Source organism: Glutamicibacter sp. NPDC088483 (assembly GCF_044753145.1).
GTDB lineage: Bacteria > Actinomycetota > Actinomycetes > Actinomycetales > Micrococcaceae > Glutamicibacter.
The window spans coordinates 179,829-202,231 of record NZ_JBIVMP010000004.1 but is presented as its reverse complement, the minus strand read 5'-3'; the positions used below and the strand labels follow the sequence as shown (position 1 = coordinate 202,231).

Annotated in this window: 18 protein-coding genes; 4 read left to right on the top strand and 14 right to left on the bottom strand. The window is 63.4% G+C overall.

The window, feature by feature from the left end; translation table 11 throughout:
• Positions 1-291 precede the first annotated feature (291 nt).
• Together ACIP6G_RS10065 and ACIP6G_RS10060 are read right to left on the bottom strand one after the other, a co-directional pair.
• Positions 292-1,653: an APC family permease gene (locus ACIP6G_RS10065; protein WP_365945704.1), complete on the bottom strand. Its 1,362-nt coding sequence runs from the start codon at positions 1,651-1,653 to the stop codon at positions 292-294.
• Between the two features lie 345 nt (positions 1,654-1,998).
• On the bottom strand, positions 1,999-2,664 hold the full coding sequence (locus ACIP6G_RS10060; RefSeq protein ID WP_365945703.1) for a TetR family transcriptional regulator: 666 nt from the start codon (positions 2,662-2,664) through the stop codon (positions 1,999-2,001).
• Between the two features lie 110 nt (positions 2,665-2,774).
• On the opposite strand from ACIP6G_RS10060, the gene ACIP6G_RS10055 reads away from it, so the two are divergent.
• Positions 2,775-4,418 carry an amidohydrolase gene (locus tag ACIP6G_RS10055; protein WP_365945702.1) on the top strand — a complete coding sequence of 548 codons (1,644 nt, stop codon included), beginning with the start codon at positions 2,775-2,777 and terminating at the stop codon, positions 4,416-4,418.
• 106 nt (positions 4,419-4,524) lie between these two features.
• Positions 4,525-5,553 (top strand): Gfo/Idh/MocA family oxidoreductase, encoded by a 1,029-nt coding sequence (locus ACIP6G_RS10050; RefSeq protein ID WP_365945701.1) that lies wholly within the window; start codon positions 4,525-4,527, stop codon positions 5,551-5,553.
• A gap of 33 nt (positions 5,554-5,586) precedes the next feature.
• On the opposite strand, the gene galE is transcribed toward ACIP6G_RS10050, so the two are convergent.
• The 11 genes from galE to ACIP6G_RS09995 all read right to left on the bottom strand — a co-directional run bounded on the left by galE (position 5,587) and on the right by ACIP6G_RS09995 (position 19,205).
• Positions 5,587-6,549: a UDP-glucose 4-epimerase GalE gene (galE, locus tag ACIP6G_RS10045; RefSeq protein WP_365945700.1), complete on the bottom strand. Its 963-nt coding sequence runs from the start codon at positions 6,547-6,549 to the stop codon at positions 5,587-5,589.
• A complete protein-coding gene (gene galK / locus ACIP6G_RS10040; RefSeq protein WP_365945699.1) occupies positions 6,546-7,742 on the bottom strand; it encodes a galactokinase in 1,197 nt (398 codons plus the stop codon). The genes galE and galK overlap by 4 nt, the downstream gene beginning before the upstream one ends.
• The gene (gene galT / locus ACIP6G_RS10035) at positions 7,739-8,848 is read right to left on the bottom strand and encodes a galactose-1-phosphate uridylyltransferase (RefSeq protein ID WP_105656521.1); all 1,110 of its coding nucleotides are present in this window, start codon (positions 8,846-8,848) and stop codon (positions 7,739-7,741) included. The genes galK and galT overlap by 4 nt, the downstream gene beginning before the upstream one ends.
• Before the next feature lie 55 nt (positions 8,849-8,903).
• Positions 8,904-9,848: an aldose 1-epimerase family protein gene (locus ACIP6G_RS10030; protein ID WP_105656522.1), complete on the bottom strand. Its 945-nt coding sequence runs from the start codon at positions 9,846-9,848 to the stop codon at positions 8,904-8,906.
• 94 nt (positions 9,849-9,942) lie between these two features.
• On the bottom strand, positions 9,943-11,124 hold the full coding sequence (gene mmsB / locus ACIP6G_RS10025; protein WP_105656523.1) for a multiple monosaccharide ABC transporter permease: 1,182 nt from the start codon (positions 11,122-11,124) through the stop codon (positions 9,943-9,945).
• Complete coding sequence (gene mmsA, locus ACIP6G_RS10020; RefSeq protein ID WP_365945698.1) at positions 11,121-12,659, bottom strand: multiple monosaccharide ABC transporter ATP-binding protein; 1,539 nt, start codon at positions 12,657-12,659, stop codon at positions 11,121-11,123. Before mmsA ends, mmsB begins: the two co-directional genes overlap by 4 nt.
• A gap of 93 nt (positions 12,660-12,752) precedes the next feature.
• Positions 12,753-13,922: a multiple monosaccharide ABC transporter substrate-binding protein gene (gene chvE, locus ACIP6G_RS10015; protein WP_105656525.1), complete on the bottom strand. Its 1,170-nt coding sequence runs from the start codon at positions 13,920-13,922 to the stop codon at positions 12,753-12,755.
• Positions 13,923-14,097: 175 nt separating this feature from the next.
• Positions 14,098-15,609, bottom strand: coding sequence for an L-arabinose isomerase (araA, locus tag ACIP6G_RS10010; protein WP_365945697.1), 1,512 nt, complete (start codon positions 15,607-15,609; stop codon positions 14,098-14,100).
• 7 nt (positions 15,610-15,616) lie between these two features.
• Entirely contained in the window at positions 15,617-16,333 is a 717-nt protein-coding gene (locus ACIP6G_RS10005; RefSeq protein WP_105662251.1) for an L-ribulose-5-phosphate 4-epimerase, read from the bottom strand.
• A 35-nt stretch (positions 16,334-16,368) separates the two neighbouring features.
• Positions 16,369-17,982 (bottom strand): FGGY-family carbohydrate kinase, encoded by a 1,614-nt coding sequence (locus tag ACIP6G_RS10000; RefSeq protein WP_365945696.1) that lies wholly within the window; start codon positions 17,980-17,982, stop codon positions 16,369-16,371.
• A 161-nt stretch (positions 17,983-18,143) separates the two neighbouring features.
• Positions 18,144-19,205: a substrate-binding domain-containing protein gene (locus ACIP6G_RS09995; RefSeq protein WP_105656529.1), complete on the bottom strand. Its 1,062-nt coding sequence runs from the start codon at positions 19,203-19,205 to the stop codon at positions 18,144-18,146.
• Positions 19,206-19,512: 307 nt separating this feature from the next.
• Between ACIP6G_RS09995 and ACIP6G_RS09990 the strand changes: the two genes are divergently transcribed.
• Together ACIP6G_RS09990 and ACIP6G_RS09985 are read left to right on the top strand one after the other, a co-directional pair.
• Entirely contained in the window at positions 19,513-20,397 is an 885-nt protein-coding gene (locus ACIP6G_RS09990) for a sugar phosphate isomerase/epimerase (RefSeq protein WP_105662249.1), read from the top strand.
• A gap of 28 nt (positions 20,398-20,425) precedes the next feature.
• Positions 20,426-21,427: a Gfo/Idh/MocA family oxidoreductase gene (locus tag ACIP6G_RS09985; RefSeq protein ID WP_365945695.1), complete on the top strand. Its 1,002-nt coding sequence runs from the start codon at positions 20,426-20,428 to the stop codon at positions 21,425-21,427.
• Positions 21,428-21,496: 69 nt separating this feature from the next.
• On the opposite strand, the gene ACIP6G_RS09980 is transcribed toward ACIP6G_RS09985, so the two are convergent.
• Positions 21,497-22,390 carry an ATP-binding cassette domain-containing protein gene (locus ACIP6G_RS09980; RefSeq protein ID WP_365945694.1) on the bottom strand — a complete coding sequence of 298 codons (894 nt, stop codon included), beginning with the start codon at positions 22,388-22,390 and terminating at the stop codon, positions 21,497-21,499.
• Between the last annotated feature and the right edge of the window lie 13 nt (positions 22,391-22,403).

Below are 22,403 nucleotides of genomic sequence, written 5' to 3'. Positions count from 1 at the left end.
TGTGCTCGCCCAATCCGAGTTTCCGCCCGTGCGCTTTTCGATGCCAGGGATATCCCGCTGGATCTAGTCGCGAATTCAGCGAAAGCGCGGCAGAAGCGTAGCGGTGTTGCGGTCGCCGGATGAATCGCCAGCACTACTCGCAGCCCGCCTGCCGGCCTGCCCATCGTGGCCCGAACGCCGCCCTTGGCGGTGACGAGGATGCACACTGATTCACCGAGGATGCCCTGGGGCCGCATACCGCTATCCCCCGGATGCTAATGAACGGTGAACGGGTTTTTCACAGCAGCGGTACTATTCGGCAAGATCCAGCATCGGTGCTTTGCGCTTGAATCCGCCAGTCACGTAGGCGAGATACACCAGGCCCAGCCCGATCCAGGCCAAACCGATCACCAGCGAGAGACCGCTGAGGCTTGTCCATAGCCAAATTGTCAGGGCCAGGCCAATCAACGGCAGCACCAAGTAGTTGATCGTAGCCCCCATTCCGCGCTGGCGGTGGGCCAAGAAGAAGTACTTGATTACGGCGAGGTTCACTGCAGAGAAGGCGACAAGGGCGCCGAAGCTGATCATCGCGGAGACGATTTCCAGGCTCGCGAACAGGGCGGTCAGCGAAATCAGTGAAACGATGATGATTACGAACGTCGGGGTCTTGAAACGGGGGTGCAGGTACCCGAAGACCCGTCGGGGAAGCACGCCGTCGCGTCCCATGCTGTAGAGGATTCGCGACACCGATGCCTGCGAGACAAGCGCCGATCCCATTGCGCCGCAGATGAATCCAGCGGTGAAGAAGATAGAGAGGAATTGGCCGCCCGCTGTGAAGACCACATCAATGGAGGCCGAATCCGCGTTCGCGAATTCATGGCTCGGGTAAACCAGATGCGAGACGTAGGCCAGGGCCACGAATAGGAAGCCGCAGATCAAAGTCGTCAGCAAGATGGCGCGGGGCAAATCGCGCTTGGGATTGCGGGCTTCCTCGGCGAATGTCGTGATCGAGTCGAAGCCGAGGAAGGAGAGGCAGAGGATCGCAGCGCCCGCGGCCAGTGGAGCGAATCCGCCCGCCTCCCCGGAACCGCGCAATGGGGCAAAGAGGTCAACGGTGGCCTGCCCGCGGAGGTAGGCAATGGAGAAGCCGACGAACAGGATGATGAACAGGAACTGGAAGCCGATAATCACGATGTTCGTTCTGGCCACAGAGACAATGCCGATGACATTAAGGACTGTCACCAGCACCATCCCAGCCAACATGAAGGCCCAGGGCGGAATCACCGGGAAGAACTCGTTGAGGTAGATCCCCAAGAGCAGATAGTTGATCATGGGCAGGAAGAGGTAATCAAGCAGGAGCGCCCAGCCGGCCATGAAACCGATATTCGACCCGAAAGAGCGCTGGGTGTAAACGTAGGCAGATCCGCCTACCGGGAAAGCCTGCGACATCAAGCCGTACGATCGTGCCGTGAAAAGCATCGCGACCAAGGTGATCGCGTAGGCTACCGGAAGCCGGCCACCGGTAATTTCGGTGACAATGCCGTAGGTGCTGAAGATGGTCAGCGGCACCATGTACACCATGCCGAAAAGCACCAGGTTAGGCAGTCCGAGCACCCTGTTCATCTGCGCGGGCGCTTCCGCTGCGCTTCGCACGCCTTGCTGTACCTGCTTCATCGCGGCTCCTTCTGTGCAATTGCCCCGTCGCCACTCCATGACGAGTCAGACGTTCCAGGGCGTCCGTACTCACTGCCCCAAATAATGAATATCGTTCACTCAATGTAGTGACATGGCTCACCGATAACAAGGGGGACCTACCCTCAAGGCGCTGTTTCCGGCAGGTAAACCGGGTCGAATATTGGCCGCGGAACCCACACGGGCAAGGCGGATCACCTGCATGACTTGGAGCTTGTTGATGAAGGCAAGCGGTGGGGGCCTCCCGCTTCAGGAGGGCCGGCGGATCAAAATAAATTTATATTATTAATTTCGGGGAAACATCCGTCTGCAGAAATCAGCACGTCGCTAGGACTGGGAGACTTCCCGCTCGACCGCGGAAATGATCGCCCGGAGCCCGAACTCAAATGATTGGTAGCTGACGCTGGTGCGAGCCTGCCGCGCATAGGCCTCTCCCAATTCCATCACTTCGCCGTGGCTGCTGCGCACAGTTCCCCGGTCGTCTGCAGGCACGGTGGCAACATGAGCCCCCGGGGCGACGATATCCAAGGCAGCCCCGACAATCAGCGACTCGATCGCCACCATGACCATGAGAATGCGAGGCACGGCCACACCGGCCCGGCGCAGGATACGCCCCATTTCCTCATAGATGACACCGGATTCCGATTCCTCGGAAATGGGCGTGGCGACAATCAGTTCCACTGCCGCGGGAACGCGGAGCAGCGCTTCGCGAAAGAGCACTGCGAAATGGAACAGCGCTTCGGTCCACGGCAAATCGGCCAGCATGTTCCGCTCAATGGATCTCACCATGTCGCGGCGCATCAGGTTCACCAGGTGCTGGCGGTTGTCCACGTGGTTGTAGAGCGCAGGCGTGCGCACGCCCAGGGAGCGCGCCAGGCGCCCCATGGAGAACTCCTCCGGACCGATTTCTTCGAGCAGGGCAAAGGCCGCATCGACAATGCCCTGCTGGGTCAGGATCGGCGTGGCCGGCCGGCCGGCGACTCTTTGCGACATGCGAACCATCCTCGTTGTGGGTTAATCCGCTTCCATCCAACCATGGACAGCTGACTCAGCTCCGTTTAGACTCAAAAATAATTAATGCCATTAATTTGAGGAGTCGAACGATGACCGGTCCGCAGACGGTGCTTTATGCAAGGACCATCTACACGCTGGCCCAAGAACACCCTGCCAGCGCTTTGGGGATCACCGATGGCCGCATCTCGCATGTGGGCACCAAGGAGCAGGCCCAAGGGTGGATCGCAGACGGAACCGCGGTTATCGACTACGGCGAAGCCGCGATTACCCCGGGGCTCGTCGATGCGCACATTCATCCGGTCTTCGGGCAGTCAGTGGCCCGAGGCGTCTTCCTCGGCGACGCCAGGACACTCGATGAGGCCAAACGGCTCATCGCAGGGCATGCGCAGGCCGGTGCGCCCGGCGATGTGGTATTCGGCCATGGCCTGAACGTGGCGATCTTCGGCACCGCGGAGCCCAGCGGGCAGTTCCTCGACGAAGCCGCCCCGGGGCGGCCCAGCTACGCCACCTGCTTCGATGCGCATTCAGCCGTGGCCTCTTCGGCCATGCTCCAGCTAGCAGACATCGACGGCAGTGAGAGTTTCGCCGACGGCTCCAGCGTCGTAGTGGACTCCGATGGCCGACCCACCGGCTTCCTCCGGGAATTCGAGGCCATGGCACTAGCCGAAAAGGTCCTGCCGGTGCTGGGCATCGACGACAAGGTGGAAGCAGTCTACCGGCTGCTGCGGGACATGGCGGCCAGCGGGCTGACCGGCGGGGAAATGCTGGATCTGGCCGATCCTGATTCATTGGAGATTTTCCGGCGTCTGGAGCTGCGCGGCGAATTGCCGATCAAGCTGCGCATCGCCCCGTGGATCATGGCCAGCGATCCGGCAGAAACCCTCGACCAGGTCATCGCGCTGCAGGGAGAACGCGGACGCCGCTGGCAGGTGCGCGGCGCCAAGCTGATGATCGACGGGACGGTGGACAACGGCACCGCCTGGCTCTACGAGCCGGACATCGAAGGCGAATCCACCGAATCCCTCTACCGGGATCCAAGCCGCTATGTGGCCAATCTGCGCGCCCTTGCGCAGGCCGGCGTGACAACCACGACCCATGCCATCGGCGACCAGGGCATCGGCTTCGTCATTTCCGCCATTGCATCGCTGCCCGACAATGGGCTGCGCCACCGGATCGAGCATCTGGAAGAACTCAACGACGAGGATTTCTCCCGGCTTAAGGCTTCCGGGGCCACCATCAGCATGCAGCCCACGCATTGCACACATTTCGTCCGCGCCGACGGATCGGATGCCTGGTCCCGGCGGCTGGGCCAGCATCGCGCCAGCTTCGCCTACCGCCTGCGTGATGTCAAGGATGCCGGCATGGTGCTGGCGCTGGGCTCCGACTGGCCCATCGCTCCTTTCGACCCGCGGCTGATCATGGCAGACGCGCAGACCCGCAGGCGCACCGAAGTGCCCGGCAGCGACAGCGTGCAGCCACGCCATCGCCTGTCGGCTCGCGAAGCCCTGGAAGGCTACACCGTGAACGTCTACGAAAGCACCGGGGCCACTGGCGGCCGCTTGGAAGCCGGGATGCCTGCGGACCTGACGATCTTCGCTGCAGATCCGCTGGCCGCAGCCCCCGAAGTACTTTGCACCATGGAGGTGCTGGGCACCTATGTCGATGGCAAGCTGGTGGATTTGGAAGCCGGTCTTGGGGCGGCCGACGCGGAGCCGGCGAGCGCGCGCCGGTAGTGGGCAAGCGCCTGCTGCCACGCTGCTGGGATAGCTCTTCCACTCGGACAAATGTCCACATAGGGTAGAAGTAGCCATCTGACTTTACCTGCCATCGGAGCCTTCAGTGCCACTCGCCTTACCCGAATCCACGCTGCCCCATCCCTCTTCGGCTCCTGCGCTGAATTGGGGCATCCTCGGGCCGGGGTGGATCGCTTCGCAGTTTGCCGCATCGCTGAACGATTTGACCGCCAGCCGGCTCGCAGCAGTCGGCTCGCGCACCTTGGCCCGATCCGAGCAGTTCGCACGCACCTACGGAGACACCGGGACCCGGGCCTTCGGCTCCTATGCCGAGGTGCTCGGGGACCCTGGGGTGGATGTCGTCTACATCGCCGTCCCGCACAGCGGCCACGCAGAACTTGCGCTCGAGGCGATCGCGGCTGGCAAGCATGTCCTGGTGGAGAAGCCAATGAGCCTGGACGCCGGGCAAACTTCCCGGATCATCGAGGCGGCCAAGGCTGCCGGAGTTTTCGCCATGGAAGCCATGTGGTCACGATTCCTGCCCATCGGCAATGTGGTTGCACAGGTCGTCAAGTCCGGCATCCTGGGGCAGATCATCACCGTCCAGGCTGATTTCGGCGCCAAGTTCGAGGTCGACTACGACTCGCGCATCTACGACCCGGCGCTCGGCGGCGGGGCCCTGCTGGATGTCGGCGTCTACCCTATTGCCTTTAGCGCCATGGTCTCCCCTGCCAAGCAGCTCCTGCACGCTTCGGGACGGATGGCCAAAACCGGGGTTGACGCTACCTTCACCGCGGTGCTTTCCAATGAAGACGGTTCCACGGCAACGGTCTTCAGCAGCATCGAAACCGATTCGCCGCAGGGCGCATGGATTGCCGGTACGCAGGGCACCTTGGAACTCCAGCGCCCGATTTGCTGCGGTTCCGGGCTGGTGCTGCGCAGTGCCGACGGCAAGATCGCCGACAGCCGCGAGTTCACGGAAACCTCGCCTACTGCCGGTTTGGGCTGGGAAGCGGCCCACGTGGCCCAGTGCATTGCCCAGGGCCTGGCCGAATCCCCGGTCATGCCGTTGGCTGAATCGCTGGCGATTGCGCAGACCATGGATCAGATCGCGGCCACGCTGCGCACCAGCTAGTTTCCCAGGCCGCTGCGCTTCAGCTTGGTGCGGTCAGCCGCGCTGGGCCGAAGCCTTCCAGGCGCTGTGGACCATCTGCTGCAGGCTATGGCGCATCTGCCAATCAAGGTCGCGGGCGGCCAGCTTCCCGTCGGCGACAATGCGCGCCGGGTCGCCCGGGCGGCGCGCTTCTTCCACCGCGGTGAAACCGATGCCGGTGGCCTTCGCTACCGCATCCATGATCTGGCGCACCGAGACGCCATCGCCGGAGCCCAAATTGTAGACCGGCTCCAATACCTCGCCGGCTTCCAGTTTACTGGCCGCCTCCACGTGCGCCAGCGCCAGGTCGGCGACGTGCACGTAGTCGCGCACGCAGGTGCCGTCCTCGGTGTCGTAGTCGGTGCCGAAGATCTTCGGCGTCTTTCCGGCATTCAGCGCCTGGAACACCAGCGGGAACAGGTTGTGCGGGCTGGCATCGTAGAGTTCTTCGCTGCCCGAGCCGACCACGTTGAAGTAGCGCAGCGAGGTGTGCTTCAGCCCGGTAGCCACCGCCTGGTCGCGGATCAGCCATTCCCCCACGAGCTTGCTCTGTCCGTACGGGGATTCGGGGAAGGTGCCGGTGGATTCGGTCACCACATCTTCGTCCGGGGTGCCGTAGACGGCTGCCGAGGAGGAGAAGACCATGTTGTGCACGCGGGAGGCCGCCATGGCTTCGAGCAGGTGCGCGGTGCCGGTGACATTCTGCTCGAAGGCCAGCAGCGGGTGCTTCACCGATTCGCCGGCATACTTGTAGCCGGCCAGGTGGATGACCCCGGTGACCTCGTGGCGCTTCATGATTTCCACGAGCTTTTCGGTCTGCAGGATGTTCAGCTGGTAGAACGGCACCTGTTCGGGAACGAAGCCGTGCACCCCGCTGGACATCGAGTCCACGACGACCGGCTCAAGGCCTGCCGCGGACAGCGAACGCACCACGTGGGATCCGATATATCCGGCTCCGCCGGTCACTAGCCAACTCATGCCCGGCCTGCTCCTTCGTCTGCAATTACGGTGAAAATGGCCGGCTCGACATAGCCGGCCTGGTCAAAGGCTTCGCGGACGGCCTGGCTGACCGGTTCGATCTGCTCGCGCTTGATCAGGGCAATGGCGCTGCCGCCAAAACCGCCACCGGTCATCCGAGCTCCGATCGCTCCGGCCGCCATGGCCGCTTCCACGGCCGCGTCCAGTTCCTCGCTGGAAATCTCGTAGTCGTCGCGCATGGATTCGTGCGACTGGCAGAGCAGCTTGCCCACCGCGAGCAGGTCGCCTTCGCGTAGCGCCAGGACGGTATCCAGGACGCGGCGGTTCTCGGTCACGATGTGCTTGGCGCGGCGCTTGGCTACCGGGTCACCGATGGCCTCCAGTTCTTCGACGCTGTGCACCTCGCGCAGCGATGCTACCTCCAGCACCGCGGCGGCCTGCTCGCAGCTGGTGCGGCGGGCGGCGTAGCCGCCATCCACGTGCGAATGCTCTACGCGGGTGTCCATGACCAGGACCACCGCGTCATGCTGCGCCAGCGGCAGCGGCACGGATTGGGATTCCATCGAACGGCAATCCAGGAACAGCGCATGCTGGGCATGGGACATCAGCGAGGCGCTCTGGTCCATGATCCCGGTCGGAGCACCCACGAATTCGTTCTCGGCACGCTGGGTCAGCTGGGCCATCTGCACCTTGGACAGGCCCAGGCCGTAGAGATCGTCCAGCGCCACGATGGTCGCCACTTCCAGGGCATGCGAAGAGGACAAGCCCGAGCCCACCGGGACATCGGAGTCCACCATCAGCTCCAGCCCGCCAATCTGCACGCCATCGAGCTGGCTCAGCGCCCACAGCACGGCGGCCGGGTAGGCGGCCCAGCCGGGCACCGCGCGGGGCACCAGCTCATCGAGGGTAATGGAGGTGACCGGCGGTTCGCCGCCCGCCCCGTAGGTGGAGGCGAAATCCAGCACCTGGCTGCCCGGCTCCAGCTGCGACTTGCGGCGCACGGCCACCAGCGCGTTCTTGTCGATGGCGAAGGGCAGCACATAGCCCATGTTGTAGTCGGTGTGCTCGCCGATCAGGTTCACCCGTCCCGGGGCCCGCCAGATGCCTTCCGGGTGGTGGCCGTAGGCCTTGGTGAACTTCTCGCGCAGGGCGTTGACGCGCGCCGCGGTTTCCTTCGTTCCGCTGCGGCTCATGGCATGACCTCGCGCAGCCGTGCAGCAGTCTGCTCGGCCGGGACGTCGTTGATGAAAGCGCCCATGGCAGCTTCCGATCCGGCCAGGAACTTCAATTTGTCAGCGGCCCGGCGCGGGCTGGTCAGCTGCAGGTGCAGCCGTGAGGCCTTGCGGGCCACGGGCTCCAGCGGAGCCTGGTGCCAGGCGGCGATGTACGGGGTGGGCGTCGGGTACAGCGCGTCGAATCCGCGCAGCAGGTCCCGGTACATCACGGCCAGCTCGGCTTTTTCGTCCGCATTGAGCGCGGCGAAGTCCGGCACGTGGCGGTGCGGCACCAGGTGCGCTTCCAGCGGCCAGCGGGCCGCGTAGGGCACGAACACGGAGAAGTGCTCGCCCTCGGCGACCATGCGCGTGCCCTCCTTGCGCTCGAAGTCCAGGATGTCGCCCATCAGGGTGCGCCCGGTCTTCTCCAGGTGCGCGATGCCCTGGCCGGCCATCTTGGCGGCGGTTGGCGCCAGGTACGGGTAGGCGTAGATCTGCCCATGCGGGTGGTGCAGGGTCACGCCGATATCCTGGCCGCGGTTCTCGAAGACGAACACCTGCGCAATGCCCTCCATGGCGGACAGGGCGGCGGTGCGCTGCGCCCAGGCCTCGATGACGGTGCGCGCCCGGGCATCATCCAGCGATGCGAAGGAACCGGTGTGCTCGGGGGTGAACACCACGACCTCGCAGCGCCCGTAGGCCGGGGCCGGCTGCTGCACCGGTGCGGCCGCTGGAATCCGGCCCAGTGCCGGGCCCAGGGACGGGAAGCGGTTCTCGAAAACCACCACGTTGAAGTCCTCGGCAGGGATTTCGCTCTGCCGCCCGTGGACGCTGGGGCACAGCGGGCATTCTTCCTTGGGCGGGAGGTAGGTGCGCGACTGGCGGTGGGCCGCTACGGCCACCCAGTCCCCGGTCAGCCGGTCGTAGCGCAGTTCGCCAGGCTCCCCGCGCGGATCCAGCGGCCGGGTGTCGGCCACCGGTTCGGGCACGGCGGCATTGGCGTCGGCGAAGAAGATCGCCTCGCGGCCATCGGCCAGGTGATGGACCCGGTGGGTCGGTTCATGTGCTGCGGAGCCCTGCGGCATTGCAATCTCTCCAGTTGACTCGTGGTGGTTCCAAAGGTGGGTGGCGCCTGGGGTGCTAGCGCGGCTGGACCGGGCCGATCAGCCAGCTGGCTTCGTGGCTGGCGCCCGGTGCCAGGGCGATGACGTCCTGGCCGGAGTTGTAGCCGCCCGGCGGGCAGGTCATCGGCTCGATGGCCAGGCCGGTGCGGTCCAGGGCCGGATCATCGCGGTCGGCGGTGTGTATCTGGACCCACGGGCAGGCTTCGTCCCAGGTGATGTGCGATCCGACGCCCCCGGCGTCGGTGATCTCCGCGCGGAAAGAACCGTCCGCGCGGGCAGCCAGGCCAGTGTAGGCATGGTCGATGAAGAGATCCCCGATGGGCTTCGGGGTGCGGAAATCCAGCTCGGTGCCGGCGGCCTGAACCGTGTCGCGCGGCAGCAGGCGCGGGCCTTCGGTCAGCTGCACCTTGCCAGCTGGCAGGGTGAAGGTCCATTCATCCGCCTTCTTGCCCGGGGCGACCAGGTAGGCGTGCGAACCCCAGCCGAAGGGCGCGGTGCCCGTCCCGAGGTTGGTGGCGGCAGCGACGGTGCGCAGCCCGCCGGCCTCCAGCCGGTAGCCGATCACCAGCTGCACCTCGTACGGATAGCCGGCGCTCGGGGCGATGACGGTGCGCAGCTGGGCGAAGTCGGCACGGTGCTCGATGATCTCGAAGCCGGTATCGATCACCAGGCCGTGCAGCGCATGGCCGCGCTCCGGCTCGGTGATCGGCAGCTGCAGCTCTTGGCCTTCCCAGCTGTAGGCCCCGTCGATCACCCGGTTGGGCCACGGGGCCAGGATGGCGCCCGCGAAAACCGGGCGCGGCCCGTGCGGGTCGAAAGCGCGCACCAGCGGGCGGGAGCCGTACTGGAGGGAAACCAGGGTGGCGCCCACCGTGGCCACTTGCGCGGTGAAGCCATGGACTTGCAGCGTCAGCACCGTTCCATTGGCGGTGTCCTTCAGGGGCAGTGCGAGGCGGTCCATGTCTTCATCCTTCTTGCTGGGCCATCGAAAACGTCGGGCACGCATGGGCCCTCCCGCAATCGCGTGCGGGAGGGCCCATGGCACCAGTGGCAGGCTAGTTGCCGGCGCCCGCGCGGCGCTTGTTGTAGATGTCGAAGGCGACTGCCAGAAGCAGCACAACGCCCTTGACGATCTGCTGGGTGGAGGCGCCCACGCCCATCAGCTGCATGCCGTTGGAGAGCACCGCCATCACCAGGCCGCCGACGATCGCGCCGGTCACCCGGCCCACGCCACCGGTGGTCGAAGCGCCGCCGATGAAGCAGGCCGCAATGGCGTCCAGCTCGAACATGTTGCCGGCACCCGGCTGGGCGCCGTTGGAACGCGAGGAGAAGACCACGCCGGCCACGCCCGAAAGCAGGCCCATGTTGATGAAGATCCACATGTTGATCTTCTTCACGTTCACGCCCGAAAGCTTCGCGGCGGACAGGTTGCCGCCGATGGCGTAGACGTGGCGGCCGAAAACGGTCTTGGTGGTCAGCACGTGGTAGCCCAGGATCAGGGCAGCCAGGATGATCAGCACGATCGGCATGCCGCGGCTGGTGGCGATCTGCCAGAAGAACCAGAGGATGATGATGCCCGAGATGATGTTCTTGGCCAGGAACATGGCCATGGATTCAACGCTCTGGCCGTACTTGGCGCGTCCAGCGCGGTTGCGCCACTGCGAAACGAACAGTCCGGCCACGGCGATCACGCCGATGATCACGGTGAACAGGTCGAATCCGTTGCCGCCCAGCAGCCCGTTGAGGAAACCGCCGGCGATCTGGCCGTATTCGCCGGGGAACGGCGAGAGCGACACATTGCTCAGCACTTCGTAGGTCAGGCCGCGGAAGAGCAGCATGCCGGCCAGGGTCACGATGAACGCGGGAATGCCCACGTACGCCACCCAGAAGCCCTGCCACAGGCCGCACAGGGCGCCCACGGCGATGCCGGCGAGCATGCCGACCCACCAGGGCAGATCCCCCTTGATGACGATGACCGCGGAGACCGCACCGGTCAGCGCCACGAGGGAGCCGACCGACAGGTCGATGTGCCCGGCGACGATCACCAGGATCATGCCCAGGGCGAGGATCAGCACGTAGGAGTACTGCAAGATGATGTTGGTGATGTTGATCGGGCTGAGCAGCAGCCCGTTGGTCAGGATGGTGAACAGCACCACGATGAGCACGAAGGCAATGTAAATGCCCGAGGTGCGCAGGTTCTTGGTGAAGATATCCTTCAGCTCGCTTGTGATGGTCATCGGGTGCTTTCCTTCTCGATGGTCATGAGTTCCATGAGGCGTTCCTGGGTGGCTTCGCTGCTGGGCAGCTGGCCGGTCATTCGGCCGTAGGCCAGGGTGTAGATGCGGTCGCAGATGCCCAAGAGCTCTGGCAGTTCGGAGGAGATCACCAGCACGGCCTTGCCGGCAGCCGCCAGCTCGTTGATGATGGTGTAGATCTCGTATTTGGCGCCGACGTCGATGCCGCGGGTGGGCTCGTCGAGGATCAGCAGCTCGGGTGCGGTGTGCAGCCATTTGCCCAGCACGACCTTCTGCTGGTTGCCGCCCGAGAGGTTCCCGACCTTCGCCATCACGTTCGGGGTCTTGATGCGCATGGACTTGCGGTAGTGCTCGGCAATCTGGATCTCCTTGTTGCCGTCCACGAAGCCCTTGGAGGAGATCTTGTCCAGGCCGGCCGCGGTGGTGTTCACGCGGATGTCCTCGATCAGGTTCAGCCCGAACTTCTTGCGGTCCTCGGAAACGTAGGCGATGCCGGCCTTGATGGCCTTGCCCACGGTGGAGGTGTCCACCGGCTTGCCGTCCATCTTGACCGTGCCGGTGATGTTCCGGCCATAGCTGTGGCCGAAGATGCTCATCGCCAATTCGGTGCGCCCGGCGCCCATCAGTCCTGCAATGCCGACGATTTCGCCGGCGCGGACCTCCAGGTTGGCGTCTTCCACCACGGTGCGGTCCTGCTGGACCGGGTGCTGGACCGACCAGTCCTGGACCTCGAAGACCACGTCGCCGATCTGCGGTACGCGTTCCGGGTAGCGGGAGGACAGTTCGCGGCCCACCATGCCGCGGATGATGCGGTTCTGGTTGGACTCGGGATCGGCCATGTCCAGCGCCTCGATGGACTGGCCATCGCGGATGATGGTGGTGGTGTTGGCAATGTCCTCGATCTCGCCGAGCTTGTGCGAAATGATGATCGAGGTGATGCCCTGTTCGCGCAGTCCGCGCAGCAGGTTCAGCAGGTGCTCGGAGTCGTCGTCATTCAGCGCGGCGGTCGGTTCGTCAAGGATCAGCAGCTTGACGTTCTTGCTCAGCGCCTTGGCGATTTCCACCAGCTGCTGCTTGCCCACGCCCAGCTGGCCAACCGGGGTGACCGGCAGTTCGTCCAGGCCCACGCGGGCCAGCAGGTCCGCGGCGCGGTGGTTGGTCTCGTTCCAGTCGATGAAGCCGCCGCGCGCGGTTTCGTTGCCGAGGAAGATGTTCTCGGCCACCGACAGGTACGGCACCAGCGCCAGCTCCTGGTGGATGATCACGATGCCCTGGGCTTCGGAGTCCTTGATGTTCGAGGCCTTGAGCTCTTCGCCTTCGAAAATGATCTGGCCCTCGTAGCTGCCGTGCGGGTAGACCCCGGAGAGCACCTTCATGAGGGTGGATTTTCCGGCGCCGTTCTCTCCGCAGATAGCGTGGATCTCGCCCTTGCTAACCGAAAGGTTGACGCCGTCCAGCGCCTTGACTCCGGGAAAAGTCTTGGTGATGTCCTGCATGTGCAGGATCGTGGTGTCCATAGTGCAGACGTCCTTGGTGTGTGCTGTGAGCGGTGCATCCGGTGGGCCGGAGGGCGGCTTGCCCTCCCGCCCACCGGATTGCGGCCTGGGAGACTACTTGGTCTGGCCGGCCTTGACTTCCTCGGCCGTGTAGTACTCGGAGTCGACCAGCAGGGAGGTGATGTTGTCCTTGACGACGATGTCCGAATCCAGCAGGTAGGAAGGAACAACCTTCTTGCCGTTGTCGTAGGTTTCGGTGTCATTGGCTTCCGGCTCGCCGCCGCCTGCGTAGGACTTCACTGCCTCGACAGCCTGGGTAGCCAGCTTGCGGGTGTCCTTGAAGATGGTTGCGTACTGCACGCCATCGTCGATCAGCTTCACCGAAGCGATTTCTGCATCCTGGCCCGAGATGATCGGCAGGCCGGCCTCGATGGTCTTGCCGTAGCCGGCGTTGGACAGTGCGGTGATGATGCCGCGGGAGATGCCGTCGAATGGCGAGAGGATGCCGTCGATCTTGGTCTTGCCGCCCTGGTAGTGGGCGGTGATCAGGTCTTCCATGCGCGACTGGGCTTCTTCCTGGCTCCAGCGCAGGGTAGCTGCCTGCTCGATCTTGGTCTGCCCGGACTTGACCGTCAGGGTGCCGTCATCCAGGTAGGGCTTGAGGGTATCCATGGCGCCCTTCCAGAAGAAGTGCGCGTTGTTGTCGTCGATCGAACCGGCGAAGAGCTCGACGTTGAACTTGCCCTCCTTGCTGGTGCGCTTGCCTTCCTCATCGGCCAGGCCCATGCCGGTCAGCAGCGAGGTTGCCTGCTGGACGCCGACGTTGTAGTTGTCGAAGGTGACGTAGAAGTCGACGTTCTCGGTGCCGTTGATCAAGCGGTCGTAGGAGATGATCGGGATGTTCTGGTCCGCTGCGGCCTGCAGCTGGGTGGACAGCGCGGTGCCGTCGATGGAGGCGACTACCAGGATGTCGCTGCCCTTGGTGATCATCTGGTCGATCTGCTGCTGCTGGGTGGGGATGTCGTCATTCGCGAACTGCAGGTCGACTTCGAAGCCAGCGGCTTCCAGCTGGGACTTGACGGCTTCGCCGTCGGCAATCCAGCGCTCGGAAGTCTCGGTTGGCATTGCCACGCCCACCTGGATGTCCTCAGGTGCAGTCGACTCGCCTTCGCCGGCTCCTGCTCCGCCGCCAGCGCCACCGCCGCTGCACGCTGCCAATGCGCCGACCAGTGCCAGCGATCCCATGGTCGCCGCGGCCTTGCGGGTCCAATTATTCCATGCCATCTTTTCCTCCTTGAAAGGTTGCCATATCTGCGAGTGAGACTGGACTCACACTATGTTAGCGCTAACACAGTGATTTCAGCCACCCTCTATGTAAATAAATTAAGATTCCTTACTCATTGGTAATGCACGCCCCGCAACGGGGCGCGCATTACCTGGGCAAGGGTTGTTCGAACCGCTAGAAACCCTGCGCCAAGCGGTAGTAGCTCTGGTTCACGCGAATCTGCTGCGCGAAGTTCCGGCGGGTGGTTTCCTCATCGATAACCAGCAGCTCGGTGCCTGCGATTTCGGCGAAGATCTCGAAAGCCTCGATCCCCGCGGCCGTGGACATCACCGTGTGGTGCGCACCGCCGGCAGCCAGCCAGGACTCGGCGGAAATATTGAAGTCCGGCCGCGGGCTCCACACCGCGCGCGCCACCGGCAGGTTCGGCAGGTCCGCCGGCGGGGTGACCACATCCACCACATTGGCAGTCAGGCGGAAGCGCTCGCGCATATCGGCCATGGACACGACCACCGCACCTTCGGCAACGTCCGCGTTGAAGACCATGCGCACCGGATCCTCGCGGCCGCCGATGCCCAGCGGGTGGATTTCAACCCGCGGCTTGGAGGTGGTCAGCGACGGGCAGACCTCGAGCATGTGGGCGCCGAGGATCAGCTCCTTGCCGGGAGTCAGGTCGTAGGTGTAGTCCTCCATCAGCGAGGCGCCGCCCGGCAGGCCCTCGCCCATGACCTTGGCGGCACGCACCAGTACCGCGGTCTTCCAGTCGCCTTCGGCGCCGAAGCCGTAGCCCTTGCCCATCAGGCGCTGCACAGCCAGGCCCGGCAGCTGCTTGAGCCCGCCCAGGTCCTCGAAGTTGGTCGTGAACGCCATGGCGCCGGCCTTGGCCAGGAACGCTTCCAGCGCAATTTCCTGGGATGCGGCATAGCGCAGCGACTCGTGGCGGGCACCGCCGGCGCGCAGTTCGGGCACGACGTCGTAATCGCGCTCGTACTCGGCAACCAGCGCGTCGATGTCGGCCTCGGCCACAGCCTGGACCGCTTCGACCAGGTCGTTGACGGCCCAGGTGTTCACCGAGACGCCGAAGCGGATCTCCGCCTCGGTCTTGTCCCCCTCGGTCACCGCGACGTTGCGCATGTTGTCGCCGAAGCGGACCAGGTTCAGGTTTTGCACGGCGTTGAAGCCGGCAGCGCCGCGGATCCAGGTGCCCACGCGGCGGGATACGGCAGGGTTGGAGACATGGCCGACCACGGTGGTGCGGGCCGCGCCCAGGCGGGTGGCCAGGTAGGCGTACTCGCGGTCGCCGTGGGCGGCCTGGTTCAGGTTCATGAAGTCGAAGTCGATCGAATCCCAGGGCAGTTCGACATTGGCCTGGGTGTGAAGGTGCAGCAGCGGCTTCTGCAGGGCCTTCAGGCCGTTGATCCACATCTTGGCCGGGCTGAAGGTGTGCATCCAGGTGATGACGCCCAGCACTTTGTCATCCGAGTTTGCTTCCAGCATTGCGCGGCGGATCGATTCGGAGTCCTTCAGGACCGGCTTCCACACGATCCTTGCCGGAACGTCGGCGGACGCATCCAGCGCCTGCGCGACCTCGGTGGACTGCTGCGCCACCTGGCGCAGCGTCTCTTCGCCGTACAGGTCCTGGCTGCCGGTGAAGAACCAGATTTCTTGGGTGTTATATGCCTTGGCCATGATGTCCTTACTGTCCGTAGACGTTCTGGTAGCGCTCGTAGAGCGAGTCGATATGCTTCTGGTCGATCGCGACCGGGTTGCCCAGCTGGCGCGAGATGTGCACGGTTCGTGCCACTTCCTCGCACATCACCGCGGCTTTGACTGCGGCCTTGGCGTCCTTTCCGATAGTGAAAGGACCGTGGTTGCGCATCAGCACGGCCGGGCTGCGGGACTCGCTCAGCGTGGACACGATGCCGCGGCCAATCGAATCATCGCCAATGATGGCGAAGGGGCCTACCGGGATCGGGCCGCCGAATTCGTCGGCCATCATGGTCAGCACGCAGGGAATTTCCTCGCCGCGCGCCGCCCATGCGGTGGCGTAGGTGGAGTGGGTATGCACCACGCCGCCCACCTGCGGCATGTGCTCGTAGGTGTAGGCATGGGCCGCGGTGTCCGAGGACGGGGCGCGGGTGCCATCGAGCAGCTTGCCGTCCAAGGTGCAGACCACCATGGACTGCGCGGTCAGCTCGTCGTAGGCGACGCCCGATGGCTTGATCACGAACAGGTCCGCGGAGCCGTCGGCGATTTCCGGGTGGCGCACGCGCTGCGACACGTTGCCGGCAGTCCAGACCACCAGCTCATAGCGCGGCAATTCGGCGTGCAGGTCGGCAACAATCTGGCGGACCGTGGCCACCTCGTCCTGCATTGACTGCGGGTAATCCGCCAGGATTCGTGGTTGATTCATCGGTTTCTCTTTTCGTCCGAAACTGTGTGCGATGCCTAGATGGCGGTAATGGCGGTGCGCTGAATGGCCAGGCCGGCTTCATAGGTTTCCAGGTAGGCCTCGAAGCCGGCACGGTCATCGGCCTGCGGCTCCGCGAGGCTCAAAGCGGCACCGGCGAAGACTTCGGAATCCAGGAATTCAGGCAGGGACTGCTGCAGGCCATCGAGGACTCGGCGCCGGTACGCTGCCAGGACGGCGATGCCCCATGCACCTCCGTGTCCGGCGCTGTCCCCGACAAGGACGGGAGTGTTGATCGCAGCGGCCAGCAGCCGTTGGGCCACCCCGGCGGTGCGGAAGATGCCGCCATGGGCAAACATCTGCTTGACCTCGACGCCTTCGGCGGCCAGCACGCGCAGTCCGAGGCTCAGCGTGGCGAACATGGCGTACACCTGAACACGCACGAAGTTGGGCAGGTTCAGCGTGGAGTCCGGGGTGCGCAGGATGGCCGGACGGCCTTCGGCAAGACCCGCTACCGGTTCGCCGGAAAGATTGTTGTAGGCCAGGAGCCCCGCACCATCGGCAGCACCCTGAAGGGCCGAACGCAGCAGGGTTTCGAAGACCGCGTTGTCGTCGGCGTCGCTGCCCAGCGCCCGGGCGAACTGCCCGAAGACCTGGGCCCAGGCGGCAAATTCGCTGGCGCCGTTATTGCAGTGGACCATGGCTACCGGATGCCCATCGGGCGTGGTGACCAAGTCGATTTCGTGGTGCACTTCCTTGAGCGGCGCGTCGAGGACCACCATCGCGAAAATGGAGGTTCCGGCGGAGATGTTGCCGGTGCGCTGGGCTACCGAATTGGTGGCCACCATGCCGGTTCCGGCGTCTCCTTCCGGTGGGCACAGCGGGCTGCCAGGCTGGAGCTGGCCGGTGGGGTCCAGGAGCAAGGCCCCGGCTTCGCTAAGCGTGCCAGCATCTGCACCGGCGGGCAGTGCCGCGGGCAGCATTGAGGAAAGCCCTGCGGTCGCGCCATGCCGGGCAGCCACCGCGTCAAAGGCGGAAAGCATCCGTGCATCGTAGCTGCCGGTGGCTGAATCGATGGGGAACATTCCCGCGGCATCGCCCACGCCAAGCACAAAATTTCCGGTGAGAAGCTCATGCACGAATCCGGCCAGCGTGTTCAGGCGGGAAACTTTCGACACGTGCTCTTCGCCGTTGAGCAGCGCTTGGAAGTAGTGCGCTACGGACCAGCGCTGCGGGATATTGAAGTCCAGTTCCTCGCTGAGCATCGCCGCCGCTTTTGCCGTGGAGGTGTTGCGCCAGGTGCGGAAGGGAACCAGCAGTTCCCGGTCGGCGTCGAAGGCGAGGTAGCCATGCATCATCGCGGAGATTCCAACGGCTCCTAGCTGCGTTGGGCGTACTCCGTGGCGCTCTTGGGCATCTTCCAGCACCTGGGCCATAGAGTCCTGCAGGCCGGCGACGATTGCTTCGCGGGAGTAGGTCCAATTCCTGTTTTCGTACTGGTTCTCCCAGGCGTGGCTGCCGCTGGCAAGCTGCTGGTGGCCGGGGCCGATCAGGCTGGCTTTGATATTCGTTGAACCGAACTCGATGCCCAGCACGGCTTCGCCGTTGCTGATGATCTCGCGGGCGGTTGGCCCGTTGAGCTGTGTTGCCATGAAATCTCCGTTCGCACAGCTCGGTGAGCAGCGCCATAGCCATCGTTTCCTGCTCCACTCGCGAAAAATGCGCTGGCAGAACAAAACCTCGATCCAATGTTAGCGCTAACAATTTGTGATCCGCAATACCGGATCCCGGACTCGGGGAATGAAGCGCTTGCCTAGCGGGCGTTGGGCGGTGCGGTACTCGCCCGGATTACCAGCGTTGGCGCAATCACTTTCGGGACCCTGTCAGCCGTGGCGCCTTCCAGCAATTCCATCAGCGCAGCATGGCCGACATCGCGGAAAGGCTGGCGAACCGTGGTCAGCGAAGGGATCAGGAAATTGGAGATTTGCAGGTCGTCGAAACCGATAACCGAAACGTCATTGGGCACTTCCAGCCCGGCTTCCCAGAAAGCACGCAGAACACCGGTGGCAAGGTAATCATTCGCTGCGAATACTGCCGTAACTTCGCCGGCGCGTATCGGGTCAACCAGACGCTGGCCTGCCTCATAGCCGCTCTGGGCCTGCCAGGATTCAGCTGGCACCTCAACAATCGGGGCCTTGGCTTCCAGCATTTTTTCCCGCCAGCCGATCTGCCGTTCGGTGGCGTCGAACCAGCCGGTCGGCCCGGACACGTGGACGATCTTGCGGTGCCCCAGGGCCAGAAGATGACCAGTGGCCAAGCGCGCGCCTTCACGCTGGTCGATGTACACGTAATGCGCCGGATCCGCGTCGGGAACCTCCGTGCGAGCGGCCACGACCACCACTGGAATCGTCAGGGCAGCATCATCCAGGGCATCGATCACCTTTTCGAAGGGCGCAACCATCACCACGCCATCAACGCCCTGGTCCACCAGGTGGCTGAGGGCTTCGCTCGCGCTGTGCGCGTCATAGCGATCCAGTGCGGTAACGGTCACGAAATATCCCTGCGCACGGGCAGCGGCCTCGATGGCCAGCACGGTGGATTGCGGTCCGAAGAATTCGCTGCCGATGGTCAGAATGCCGATAGTGCTCGAGTGCGATGTGGCCAGTGCCCGCGCGGCTCGGTTGCGGCGATAACCCAGCTGCCGGATGGCATCCAGCACCTGGTCGCGGGTTCCCGCCCTGACGTTTGGATGGTCGTTGAGCACGCGGGAAACCGTCTGATGGGACACCCCAGCCAAGGCCGCCACATCCGCCATCGACGGGGGCCGGTTTCCTGGGCGCCCTTCACCGGGCTGAGCAATGTTCACAACGGTCATTATTGCAAACACCTTCGAAACAGCCACTGTCGCGGGCGAATATCCAGTCAATCAGCGAGCCGGATTACTGCATTCCCTTGAAGGTATATAACGCACTTTCGCCTTGAACCATTGAAAAACCGGTGATGAACAGACGTATCCTGCACTCGCAGACCAGCCTAGCGGCGGCTCGGAAAAAACTCATGGAGAATTTGCCCGAGCGTATTACTTTCCGGGGAGCAGTGGGCATATGATCTTGGAAGCACCTTTGTACTGACAACTGTACATTTCGTTTCCACGCATGCATTCCACACGCCAAGGAGGACCAATGGCAAAACTGTCCATGAATGTCACAACAAGTTTCTACGGGAATGTTGCCACCGACATTGCAACGGCACGGTCGGCCGGATTCGGCGGCATCGAGCTGCAAAGCCCGAAACTCTATCGCTATCTTGATGCCGGCTTTTCTGTGCACACGCTTCCAGAAATGCTCACGGGCCTTGAAGTGACAGGAATCGGCGCAGTCCTTGACCTTGAACGCCAAGGCACCGCACGGGATGACATGCTCCGGGAAGTCAGGCGGATGGCCGAAATCGCCACAGTGGTCGGCGCACCGATCCTGCAAATGTGCACCGGGCCAGTGGACTGGAATGTGGTCAAGGATTTCAAGTCCGGAAAACTCGCAGCATCTGATGATCGCTACCGCGGGACACTCGGCCTCTCGGAACCGGAAGCCATGGCCATTGCCGCCGATAATGTATCTGCTGCCGCCGGGATCGCCGCAGAGCACGGGCTGGAGATCTACTTGGAACCGCTGGCTTGGTCCAATATCAATCGGTGTCGGCAAGCCCTGGAAATTATTGAGCGCTGCGGCCGCGAGAACGTTGGCATCGCCTTGGACACCTGGCATTTCTGGACCGTCGGGGACACCTTGGAAGAAGTGGCCGCGTTGCCCAAGGAACTGATCAAGGCGGCCCATATTTCCGACGGGTTGGATCTGGATCGGCGCCATGAGGTTCCGGCCCAGGACGTGCACCGCAATGTCGTCATCGGCGGTGGCGCCATCCCATTGCAGCAGTGGGTGGACGCGATCAAGTCCACCGGCTATGACGGCTGGTGGGTTTCCGAGATGTTCTCTGACCGCGCCAATGAGCACGACTTCCACAAGGTTGCCAGCACCATGCGCAATCTTCTGGACATCATGGTCTCCTGACTTCAACCAACTTCACGAGGTGCCTTCAATGCAAAGATTCGCCCTGATCGGCGCCGGCTTCATCGGCTCGGTGCATGCACACAACTTGGCCGCACACCCGGAGATCGACTTTAAACTGGTCTACGACATTGACCCTCAGCGAGCTGCTGCTCTGGCCTCGCGACATGGCGCCAAGGCAGCAGCAACGCTCGACCAGATTTTCGGCAATGACGGCCTGGACGCAGTGTTCATCGCGTCATCAACGGATTCCCACGCCCAGAACCTCCGCCTTGCAGCCGATGCGTGCCTGGCGGCTCTCGTCGAAAAGCCAATCGACCTCGACTTGGAAACGGCAAAGGCGACGGTAGCCTACGTTGAACGTTCAGGAATCAAGGCCATGGTCAATTTCAACCGGCGCTTCGATCGCGCTCACGCAGAGCTCAAGGAGCTCGTGCACTCCGGGCGAATCGGCGATCTGGCTTTGCTCCAGTTGACTTCGCGTGGCCCGGGATTGCCACCACTGGATTACCTGAAAAATTCTGGCGGCCAGTTCCGCGATCAGGCCGTGCACTTCTATGATTTGGCACGCTGGATATCAGGCCAGGATCCCCTGCAGGTGCACGCCTTCGGCTCGGCCCTGTCCGCCCCGGAGATTGCGGAGTTTGGCGATGTGGACACTTCGATCAGTTCGCTGCAGTTCCCTAGTGGAGCGATGGCCCAAATAGATTGTGTGCGCCATACGAATTACGGCTATGACGAACGCATCGAAGCGCTGGGGTCTGAAGCCATGGCCGCATCTGAACGGCAACCCTCGGGGCACGTCAGCCTGTTCCAGGGGCAGCACGCGCAATCCCACGGGCTGCACGGCAACTGGTTCGACAGGGTCCAGCCAACCTATGCCGCCAGCTTGGGGGCCTTCGTTCAGGCACTGGACGAAGACCGGGAAGTACCTGTCACGTTGCGTGAGGGGCTCAAATCCCAGGCCATCGCCCAGGCCGCGGTGCGTTCCATCGCTACTGGCCATAGTGAAATGATTGACTACTCGCTCTAAGCACTGGGACAGCTAAGGCCTGGGCTTCTTCACCATCGCGAAGAAGCCCAGGCCTTAGCTGCGGTTGGGTCAGGCTGTTGCTTGAGAGTTCGCGCCCGCCTCTGCCTCTGCCAGCTCTTCATCATGTCCACCAAGCTGTTCAAGCTCATGAGCCAGTTCAGCGAGTTCAGCGCCACCGGCCATCTGGGCGGTTAGCTCTTCGACGGTGATTTCCGACTTCGAGTAGTACCCGATGGAGCGGCCGCGTTTCAGCAACAGGAACGAGTCCCCTACCGGATACGCGTGATGCGGGTTGTGCGTAATGAAGATGACACCCAACCCGCGGTCGCGCGCCTGGAGGATGTAGCGCAGCACCACGCCGGACTGCTTGACGCCCAAGGCGGCGGTGGGCTCATCGAGGATCAGGACCTTGGCTCCGAAATATACCGCGCGAGCGATGGCTACGCACTGGCGTTCACCGCCGGACAGCTGGCCGATCGGCTGCTCGACGTCACGCAGATCAATGCCCATGTCGGAGAGCTCCTGCTTGGTGATGTCCTTCATTTTCTGCACATCAAGCTTCTTGAACGGCCCAACCCCGGTGGTCAGTTCCGAGCCGAGGAAGAAGTTGCGCCAGATCGGCATCAAAGGAACGACCGCCAGGTCCTGGTAGACCGCGGCGATGCCGGCATCCAGTGCGACGCGGGGACTCTTGAGCTTGATGGCCGAGCCATGCAAACTGAACTCTCCTTCATCGTGCTGGTGCAAGCCGGCGATGATCTTGATCAGCGTGGACTTGCCGGCGCCGTTATCCCCGAGAACGCAGGTGACCTTGCCCGGATCCACCACCATGTCGACACCGCGCAGGGCGATGATGCTTCCGTAGTGCTTGCCAACTCCCTTGAGGGTCAGCAGGTTGTCGCTGATCTTGGGCTCGAGCTTCTCGAGCAGGTCTTCGGTCTTCGTATTCTTGCGAGTCTTCATGATTTTTGTCCTT

Bases quoted from the DNA above. Each gene is read 5' to 3' on its own strand.
- ACIP6G_RS10065 (WP_365945704.1), bottom strand. From the start codon at position 1,653: ATGAAGCAGGTACAGCAAGGCGTGCGAAGCGCAGCGGAAGCGCCCGCG.
- ACIP6G_RS10060 (WP_365945703.1), bottom strand. From the start codon at position 2,664: ATGTCGCAAAGAGTCGCCGGCCGGCCGGCCACGCCGATCCTGACCCAG.
- ACIP6G_RS10055 (WP_365945702.1), top strand. From the start codon at position 2,775: ATGACCGGTCCGCAGACGGTGCTTTATGCAAGGACCATCTACACGCTG.
- galE (WP_365945700.1), bottom strand. From the start codon at position 6,549: ATGAGTTGGCTAGTGACCGGCGGAGCCGGATATATCGGATCCCACGTG.
- galK (WP_365945699.1), bottom strand. From the start codon at position 7,742: ATGAGCCGCAGCGGAACGAAGGAAACCGCGGCGCGCGTCAACGCCCTG.
- galT (WP_105656521.1), bottom strand. From the start codon at position 8,848: ATGCCGCAGGGCTCCGCAGCACATGAACCGACCCACCGGGTCCATCAC.
- ACIP6G_RS10030 (WP_105656522.1), bottom strand. From the start codon at position 9,848: ATGGACCGCCTCGCACTGCCCCTGAAGGACACCGCCAATGGAACGGTG.
- mmsB (WP_105656523.1), bottom strand. From the start codon at position 11,124: ATGACCATCACAAGCGAGCTGAAGGATATCTTCACCAAGAACCTGCGC.
- mmsA (WP_365945698.1), bottom strand. From the start codon at position 12,659: ATGGACACCACGATCCTGCACATGCAGGACATCACCAAGACTTTTCCC.
- chvE (WP_105656525.1), bottom strand. From the start codon at position 13,922: ATGGCATGGAATAATTGGACCCGCAAGGCCGCGGCGACCATGGGATCG.
- araA (WP_365945697.1), bottom strand. From the start codon at position 15,609: ATGGCCAAGGCATATAACACCCAAGAAATCTGGTTCTTCACCGGCAGC.
- ACIP6G_RS10005 (WP_105662251.1), bottom strand. From the start codon at position 16,333: ATGAATCAACCACGAATCCTGGCGGATTACCCGCAGTCAATGCAGGAC.
- ACIP6G_RS10000 (WP_365945696.1), bottom strand. From the start codon at position 17,982: ATGGCAACACAGCTCAACGGGCCAACCGCCCGCGAGATCATCAGCAAC.
- ACIP6G_RS09995 (WP_105656529.1), bottom strand. From the start codon at position 19,205: ATGACCGTTGTGAACATTGCTCAGCCCGGTGAAGGGCGCCCAGGAAAC.
- ACIP6G_RS09990 (WP_105662249.1), top strand. From the start codon at position 19,513: ATGGCAAAACTGTCCATGAATGTCACAACAAGTTTCTACGGGAATGTT.
- ACIP6G_RS09985 (WP_365945695.1), top strand. From the start codon at position 20,426: ATGCAAAGATTCGCCCTGATCGGCGCCGGCTTCATCGGCTCGGTGCAT.
- ACIP6G_RS09980 (WP_365945694.1), bottom strand. From the start codon at position 22,390: ATGAAGACTCGCAAGAATACGAAGACCGAAGACCTGCTCGAGAAGCTC.